Origin of the sequence: Salipiger sp. PrR003, assembly GCF_010500785.1 — a bacterium.
Taxonomy (GTDB): Bacteria; Pseudomonadota; Alphaproteobacteria; order Rhodobacterales; family Rhodobacteraceae; genus Salipiger; species Salipiger pacificus_A.
Window position 1 is genome coordinate 65,973 of the sequence record NZ_JAAGOV010000047.1, and the last position, 8,567, is coordinate 74,539.

The following is an 8,567-nucleotide window of genomic DNA, read 5'->3' on the forward strand; positions in this document are numbered from 1 at the left end:
CTGTCATTTTCATGTGACCCAGCGGATCAGCTGCGCGGCTTGCTGTTCTCGGGATCGTAGAGCGGCGCGTAGCCGACGCCCGCGACCTCGACCTCGAAGGGCTCGTCGAAATAGGTCACCTGCAGCTTGCGCCCGACCTCGCAGTAGTCCCACGGCAGGTAGGCCAGCATGATATTCTTGCCGATGCTGGGGCCGAAGGCCTGCGAGGTGGTGTAGGAGCGGCGGCCAAGCTCGTCGATCAGCACCTCGCCGGTTTCGGGGTCCATCACGGGCATGGTGTTGACCGGGTAGCGGGCGACCCCCTTGCTGTCGACGTTGTCATTCATCACCAGCGTGCAGAGCATTGCGGGCTGGTGCTCGCGGGCGCGGAACTCGACGTGCTTCTCCTTGCCGCGGAAATCGGCCTCCTTGACCTTGGGACGCGAGAGGTCGGCCTCGTAGAGGTTGTACTGCGTGTGCAGGTCGGCGTTCTGCAGGCGCAGCGACTTTTCAAGGCGGCGCGAGTTGGCATAGGTCTCGACCCCCACCGCCATGACGCCGACCTCGCGCAGGGCGTCCCAGACGGCAAGACCGTCCTCATAGGGCATGTGCAGTTCCCAGCCCTGCTCACCCACATAGGAGATGCGGAAGGCCGTGACGGTCTTGCCGGCGATCTCGATCGGCTTGATGGCCGCGAAGGGGAAGTTCTCGACATCGAGGCCGGCCGGATCTGCGACCACCTTCTTAAGGTTCTCGCGCGCGTTCGGGCCCCAGATGCCGATGGTGGTGAACTTCTCGGTGACGTCGGTGATGGTGACGTCGAAGCCTTTGTCCATCGCCGTGCGCTTCATGTACTCGAGGTCACGCGGACCGGCGTCGGCCCCGTTCACCAGGCGGCAGCGGTCGCCCATGCGGAAGACGGTGAAGTCCGCCCGCACGTTGCCCTCGTCATCGAGCATGTGGGTGTAGATACCCTTGCCGACCATGTTGTCGCCACCGATCTTCGCGGCGCAGAGCCATTCCATCAGCGCCACGTGGTCCGGGCCAGAGATGTCGGTCATGTGGAAGTGCGACAGGTTGATGATGCCGCAATCGGCGCTCATCTCCAGCTGCTCGGCGTTGGACACGCGCCAGAAGTGGCGGTTGTCCCATTCGTTTTCGCGCACCGGCACCTGGTCGGCGTATTTCTCGAGCAGGTGCTCGTTGGCCGCGTAGCCATGCGCACGCTCCCAGCCGCCGAGTTCCATGAAGTAGCCCCCCAGCTCCACTTCGCGCTCGTAGAAGGGCGAGCGGCGGATGCCACGGGCGTTGCCGAAGGGCTCACGCGGGTGGACGGGCGGGTTGTAGATCTTGGCAGCGGTTTCCTCGCAGCGGCCCCAGATGAAGTCTTCTTTCAGCTGGAAGTCCTGAAAGCGCGAATAGTCGATCGCGTGATGGTCGATGTGGGTGCGCCCGTCGGTCATCCAATCGGCGATGAGCTTGCCCATGCCGGGGCCGTCCTTGACCCAGATCGCCACCGCGTACCACAGGCCGCGCAGCTTGCGGCTTTCGCCCATCGACGGCCCGCCGTCGGTGGTGGTCTGCAGCAGGCCGTTGAACGAGTGGCTCTCGTTGAAGCCGAGCTCGGCGAGGATCGGGGTGAGCTCCATAGCCTTTTCGAGCGGCTCGATCACGTCTTCCAGCACGAGGTCGCGCATCGACGGCCCGAGGCGCGCCTGGCCCTTCTCGAGGATGTCGCGCGGATGCACCATCCGCACGTCCTTTTCGTAGTAGTAGCCCCATTCCATCTGGCCACCCTCGGTGGTCGCGGGATCGCCGGTGTCGCGCATGTAGGCCGAGTTGCCCTGGTCGCGCAGCAGCGGACGACCGATCTCGAGGCCGGTGCCGGCAAACTCGTCATAGGGTCCGAAGAAGGTCAGCGGGTGGTCGACCGGCATCACCGGCAGGTCTTCGCCCGCCATGGCGGCGATTAGGCGTCCCCAGAGGCCGGCGCAGACCACCACGTGATCGGCCATGATGGTCCCGCGCGAGGTCTTCACGCCAGTGACGCGGCCATTCTCGGTGAGCAGCTCCAGCGCCGGGGTGTTGGCAAAGGCCTTGAGCTTGCCGGACTTCTCCGCCTGATCGACCAGCTTGCCGGCGACGGTCTGCGAGCGCGGAATGACGAGGCCCGCATCCGGGTCCCACATCGCGCCCTGGATCTGGTCCTCCTCGAGAAGCGGGAATTTCTCCTTGGCCTCGGCGGCCGAGATCATCCGCACGTTGGTGCCGAAGGCGCGGCCAGAGTCGCAGCGGCGCTTGAGCTCTTCCATGCGCTGGTCGTCACCGACGCGCGCCACCTCGAGACCACCGATGCGCGAGTAGTGGCCCATCTTCTCGTAGAAATCGACCGAGTACATGGTCGCCCAGGTGCTCAGCAGATCATGGCTCGTGCAGTAGCAGAAGTCCGAGGCGTGACCGGTCGAACCGATGTCGGTGGGGATGCCGGACTTGTCGATGCCGACGATATTGTCCCAGCCGCGCTCTACCAGGTGGTGGGCGACCGAGGCGCCGACGATGCCGCCGAGACCGACGATGACGACATTCGCGCGTTCAGGAAAGGAAGACATGGGTGCAGTCCGCTTGTTCGAGGAGTGTATCGAAGTGATAGGGCCTGGCACGACGCACTGATGGCGTCGAACCGGCATTCACCGCGCGAAAAACGACCGTCTTCCGCGCGGTGGTGGCGTCAGAGCTGGCGCTCAAGTTCCGGCAGGACATCGAAAAGATCGCCAACGAGCCCGTAGTCGGCAACCTGGAAGATCGGTGCGTCCTCGTCGGTGTTGATCGCGACGATAATCTTGCTGTCCTTCATGCCCGCAAGGTGCTGGATCGCTCCGGATATCCCGCAGGCGACGTAGAGATCGGGGGCAACCACCTTGCCGGTCTGGCCGACCTGGAAATCGTTCGGCGCATAGCCCGCATCGACCGCCGCGCGCGAGGCGCCGACAGCCGCGCCGAGTTTGTCGGCGAGCGGGTTGATCACCTCGCGGAACTTCTCTTCCGAGCCGAGCGCGCGGCCGCCCGAGACGATGATCTTGGCCGAGCTGAGCTCGGGGCGGTCACTGGCCGAGAGCATGTTTTCGAGGAAGCGCGACAGCTCGGCGCCCGCGTTTCCGGCCTCGATGGCCCGGACCGGGGCTGCGGCCGCGCCAGACGCGGCAGCCGCAAAGCCCGCGGTGCGGACGGTGAGCACCTTCTTGGCCTCGGTCGACTGCACCACCTCGATGGCGTTGCCGGCGTAGATCGGGCGCTTGAAGGTGTCGGCGGAAACAACCTCGGTGATCTCGGAGATCTGCATCACGTCGAGCAACGCGGCAACGCGTGGCAGCACGTTCTTGCCGGTGGTCGTGGCGGGGGCGAGGAGGGTGTCGTAGCCCTCCGAAAGCCCGACGATGAGCGCCGCGCTCGCCTCGGCCAGACGGTGCTCGAGCGCCTCGCTCTCGGCCTGCAGCACGCTGCGCACACCGCTGAGGTGCGCGGCGGCCTCGGCGGCGGGGGCGGCGCCCTTGCCGGCGATCAGGATGTCCACCTCGGTGCCGATCTGCAGCGCGGCGGTCAGCGCCTTGGCGGTCTGGTCCGAGAGCGTGCCGTTGTCGTGGTCTGCGAAAAGAAGAATTGACATGGTGTAGGGTCCCGCTCTCAGATGACGCCGGCTTCGGTCTTGAGCTTGTCGAGCAACTCGCCGACGCTGCCCACTTTCACGCCCGCCGCCCGCGCCGCGGGCTCCTCGACGCGCAGCACCTTGAGGCGCGGGGCGGTCGAGACGCCGAAGTCCTCGGCGCTCTTCTGGTCGAGCGGTTTCTTCTTGGCCTTCATGATGTTCGGCAGCGAGGCGTAGCGCGGCTCGTTGAGGCGCAGGTCGGCGGTGACGATGGCCGGAAGCGCGATCTCGATGGCCTGCAGGCCGCCGTCGACCTCGCGGGTGACCTTGGCACGGCCCTCGCCGATCTCCAGCGCCGAGGCAAAGGTGCCCTGGCTCCAGCCGAGCAGCGCCGCGAGCATCTGGCCGGTCTGGTTGCTGTCGTCATCGATGGCCTGCTTGCCCAGCACCACGAGGCCGGGATCTTCCTGAGCGACCACCGCTTTCAGCAGCTTTGCGACGCTGAGCGGCTCGACCGGACCTTCGGCGGTGATCAGGATCGCGCGGTCCGCGCCCATGGCGAGCGCCGTGCGCAGCACATCCTGCGCCTGCGCCGGGCCGATCGACACGACGATGACTTCGTCGGCCTTGCCCGCTTCCTTGAGACGGATGGCCTCTTCGACCGCGATCTCGTCGAACGGGTTCATCGACATTTTCACATTGGCCAGATCGACGCCCGTGCCGTCCGCCTTGACGCGGATCTTCACGTTGTAGTCGACGACCCGCTTCACCGGGACCAGCACTTTCATGGTGTTTCCTCTCTGCCGTGACCCGAGCGTCGCCGGGGGTTTTTGCCCGCGCCCGCGGGGGGTTCCTGCGATATGACCGAGAACAGGGGCGACGGCCGTCGGGACGTCGCAAATCTCCGCCAGTGTTCGTCCGATGGGTATCGAGGTCGCGTTTCGGCCTTGCAGAGGCGCGTTTGGCGAAGTCGATGCCGAATTCGTAGCGCAGAGTATTGCGACGAACCCCTGTCAAAAGACAGGATATATGCGTCACGCGGGGATGAGGGCTACGACAGGCGCCCAAGAGTTCCCGTGCAGCCGGAGCGCCAGCATGACCCCTCTCTCCGTTCCGCAGAAAGCCACCTCGCGCGCGGCCTCCTCCCGGGCCATCCGGCGCAGGCCCGAGGACGCGCGCCTGTCGGTGGGCTTCATCCTGGCAAAGCGCTTCACCCTCTGTGCCTTTGCCAATTTCGTCGACGTGCTGCGGCTCGCGGCGGACGAGGGCGATCGCAGCCGCCCGATTCTATGCACATGGACGGTGCTCTCGGACACGATGGACGCGGTCCCCTCGAGCAGCGGCATCACGGTGCAGCCCAAGGAGCGGCTCGGCGATCCGTCGCGCTTCGACTATATCGTCGTGGTCGGCGGGCTGATGGACGACATGCAGACTCTCGGCCCGGCCTACACGAAGTTCCTGCGGCAGGCGGCCGACGCGGGCGTGCCTCTGGTCGGGGTCTGCACCGGGGCCTTCCTTTTGCACGAAGCGGGGCTGATGCAGGGCTACCGCTGCTGCGTGAGCTGGTTCCATCACGCGGACTTCCTCGAGCAGTTCGAGGGGCTCAATCCGGTGGCGGACCAGATCTTCGTGGTCGATCGCGACCGGCTCACCTGCTCGGGCGGTGCCAGTTCAGCGCACCTTGGGGCCTATCTGGTGGAAAAGCACGTGGGCCGGGCGCAGGCCAGCAAGAGCCTGCACATCATGATCATCGACGACGCGCTGCAACCCGAGAAACCGCAGCCCGGGATCACCCTCGGGTTCAAGACCCGCGACCCGATCGTGCTGCGGGCGCTGCAGCTCATGCAGCAGACCATCGACACGCCGCTTTCGGTCGAGGAGATCGCGCGGCGGATCGGGCACAGCAAGCGACAGCTGGAACGGCACTTCCGCACCGCGCTCGACATCTCTCCGCAGGCGGCGTTCCTCAATATCCGCCTGTCGCTGGCGCATCACCTGCTGCTCACCGCAGAGAAATCCATCGCGCAGGTCGCGGTGGATTGCGGTTTTTGCGACTCCTCGCACCTGAGCCGGATGTTCCGGCGGCGCTTTGGCTGCACCCCGCAGGCGCTTCGGCAGGAGCAGGGCCTGGCGGCGTGATCCCGGCAGCCTGACAAGAAAACGCCGCGGAGGGGGCCTCCGCGGCGTTTCCGTCTGTGCAAGGCGCGTGTCTCAGCGCGGCTCGCTGGCGAGCCCCCGCCAGATTGCGACGCACATCACGAGCAGAACGATGGTGAAGGGCAGGCCGGTCGAGATCACCATGGATTGCAGCGATTTGAGCCCTCCCGCCGACAGCAGCAGGACCACCGCGACGACACCCTCGAACACGCACCAGAACACCCGCTGCGGCACAGGCGCATCGACCTTGCCGCCCGAGGTGATCGTGTCGATCACCAGCGAGCCAGAATCGGAGGAGGTCACGAAGAACACGATGACCAGCACAATGCCGACAAGCGAGGTGATCGCCGACAGGGGCATGTCATCGAGCATGGCGAAGAGCTGCAGCGGCAGATCGGCGTCCTGCACCGCGGTGTAGCTTTCTTGCACGACCTGGCTGATCGCCGCGCCGCCGAAAATGGACATCCAGATCACGCAGACCAGGCTCGGGATCAGCAGCACGCTGATCAGGAACTCGCGCACGGTGCGTCCGCGGCTGACACGGGCGATGAACATGCCCACGAAGGGCGACCAGCTGATCCACCACGCCCAGTAGAACGAGGTCCAGCCCTGCATGAAGTTGACGTCCTCGCGCCCGACGGGATTGGACAGCGCGGGCAGGTATTCGAGATAGGCCAGCAGGTAGTCGCCGGTGTTGGTGAGAAGCAGCAGCGTCGGCCCTGCGAAGAGCACGAAGAGCAGCAGCAGCAGCGCGAGCCCCATGTTGATCTCGGAGAGCAGCTTCACCCCGGCTTCGAGCCCGCGGATCACCGAGAAGAGCGCGATCGCCGTGATGCCGATGATCAGCACGATCTGTGTCGTCTCGCCCACCGGCACGCCGAAGAGCTTGTTGAACCCCGCGTTGGCCTGTGCCGCGCCGAGCCCGAGCGAGGTGGCAAGCCCGAAGAGCGTGGCGAAGACCGCAAGGATGTCGATGACGTGGCCCGGCCAGCCCCAGACTTTCTCGCCGAAGATCGGGTAGAAGGCGGATCGGATCGTCAGTGGAAGCCCCTTGTTGTAGCTGAACAGCGCCAGGCTGAGCCCGACCACCGCGTAGATCGCCCAAGGATGCAGCGCCCAGTGGAAGATCGAGGCGGCCATGCCAAGGCGCACCGCCTCTTCCTGGGTTGTCGCGGCGCCCAGAGGGGCCCAGTCGGTGCGCGCCCCGGCGTCGCCAAGGGCCGTGCCGCCAAGCGACGAGCCGAAGTGGCTGAGCGGCTCTGAGACGCCGTAGAACATCAGGCCGATGCCCATGCCGGCGGCGAAGAGCATCGAGAACCAGCTCAGGTAGCCGAAATCCGGACGCGCGTCGCGCCCGCCGAGCCGGACCTTGCCATAGGGGCTGATGACCAGCACCAGGCACAGCAGCACGAAGACATCGGCGGCCCCCAGGAACAGCCAGTCAAAGCCCGTGGTGACCTCGGTGAAGAGCGTGCTGAAGAGGGTGCCGGCAAGCTCTGGCAGGGCAAGCGTGAAGGCCACAAAGGCGATGACCGCAAACGCCGAGATCGCGAAGACCGGATTGTGCACGTCGAAATAGATCGGTCCGACAGACCCTTCGATATTGTCGCGGCCGATGGTGTACTCTGTCTGGATAAGGCTTTCGGCGGGCGGGGAGCCTAGGTCCGGCCCCTTGTCCTCGGTGTCGGTGGGATAGGTCAAATGAGGTTCTCCTCTGCTGGTTAAGGAGCCCTTCGCCAGTATGTGCCCGGTGACCTCTGCCCGTCTTACTGCGGGAAATCGTACTGAGCCGACGCGTCTTCTTGCGTGACAGGGACCTTTACAGCGGATCTGCACCCGGACAGGCGGCAGGCATCTCTGCGATCCGGAGGTTATTCAGCGAAGCGCGCGCGGAGGGCAGAACCGGAACGACAGAGCGCCGGGATCTTCGCGACGTCGGGGGCTGTTCCCGATCGATAGGCCATGGTTTGGCGCGGATGCAGGCGCAGAGATCACAGGCGCAGCGCGCGGCGCCTGTGGTCTTAAGTGACTGTGTATCAATGTAATTTATGGATACTATCGGTTGACCGCCTTGTCGGCCTCTCTGGGAAGTCAGCGCAACATCGCGCGCTCGCCTGTCGCCTCGCCCCAAGGAAAAGCCGGCCGTGCCGTCGCGTCCCGAGGCGCGGCGCAAAGATCCGATCACACTGTCGCAAAACCTCACGCCGCCTTCGGCAGTGCTCGCTAGGAAGGGGAAAAGCCACCACAGCCGGGGCCCGCCGATGACTCGTTTCAACGCCTTTTCCCTTCTCAAGAACGCCGTGACCGGTCACAAGGACTGGACGGAGCAATGGCCGGACAGCCAGCCGAAGGCCGCGTACGACGTGGTGATCGTCGGGGCGGGGGGGCACGGTCTGGGCGCGGCCTATTACCTTGCCACCCAGCACGGGATCACCAATATCGCGGTGATCGACAAGGGTTGGCTCGGCGGCGGCAACACCGGGCGCAACACCACGATCATCCGCTCGAACTACCTCTACGACGAGAGCGCGCGGCTGTTCGATCACTCGGTCGACCTGTGGCAAAATCTCAGCCAGGAGCTGAACTACAACGTCATGTACTCGAACCGCGGCGTGCTGATGCTGGCGCACACCGTGCACGACGTACAGAGCTTCAAGCGCCACGTCCACGCCAACCGCCTGAACGGCGTCGACAACCGCTGGCTGACGCCGGAGGAGTGCAAGGAGTACTGCCCGCCGATCAACATCTCGCGCGGCGCGCGCTACCCGGTGATGGGCGGCGCGCTGCA

The 8,567-nt window shown here is 65.4% G+C and carries 6 protein-coding genes; 2 read left to right on the top strand and 4 right to left on the bottom strand.

The genetic code is table 11. From position 1 onward, the window contains the following. Nucleotides 1–26: 26 nt before the first annotated feature. From G0D83_RS17635 to G0D83_RS17645, 3 genes are all read right to left on the bottom strand, one after another. Nucleotides 27–2,588, bottom strand: coding sequence for an FAD-dependent oxidoreductase (locus G0D83_RS17635; RefSeq protein ID WP_164196117.1), 2,562 nt, complete (start codon nucleotides 2,586–2,588; stop codon nucleotides 27–29). Nucleotides 2,589–2,707: 119 nt separating this feature from the next. Further along, nucleotides 2,708–3,643: an electron transfer flavoprotein subunit alpha/FixB family protein gene (locus G0D83_RS17640; protein ID WP_164196118.1), complete on the bottom strand. Its 936-nt coding sequence runs from the start codon at nucleotides 3,641–3,643 to the stop codon at nucleotides 2,708–2,710. 17 nt (nucleotides 3,644–3,660) lie between these two features. Then, the gene (locus tag G0D83_RS17645; protein WP_108968781.1) at nucleotides 3,661–4,410 is read right to left on the bottom strand and encodes an electron transfer flavoprotein subunit beta/FixA family protein; all 750 of its coding nucleotides are present in this window, start codon (nucleotides 4,408–4,410) and stop codon (nucleotides 3,661–3,663) included. Between the two features lie 307 nt (nucleotides 4,411–4,717). Between G0D83_RS17645 and G0D83_RS17650 the strand changes: the two genes are divergently transcribed. Continuing rightward, entirely contained in the window at nucleotides 4,718–5,761 is a 1,044-nt protein-coding gene (locus G0D83_RS17650) for a GlxA family transcriptional regulator (protein WP_108968783.1), read from the top strand. A 72-nt stretch (nucleotides 5,762–5,833) separates the two neighbouring features. Here the strand turns inward: G0D83_RS17650 and G0D83_RS17655 are convergent, their stop codons facing one another. After that, a complete protein-coding gene (locus G0D83_RS17655; RefSeq protein ID WP_164196119.1) occupies nucleotides 5,834–7,480 on the bottom strand; it encodes a BCCT family transporter in 1,647 nt (548 codons plus the stop codon). Between the two features lie 560 nt (nucleotides 7,481–8,040). On the opposite strand from G0D83_RS17655, the gene G0D83_RS17660 reads away from it, so the two are divergent. Then, the coding region (locus G0D83_RS17660) for an FAD-dependent oxidoreductase (protein WP_164196120.1) at nucleotides 8,041–8,567 on the top strand (527 nt) is incomplete at its 3' end.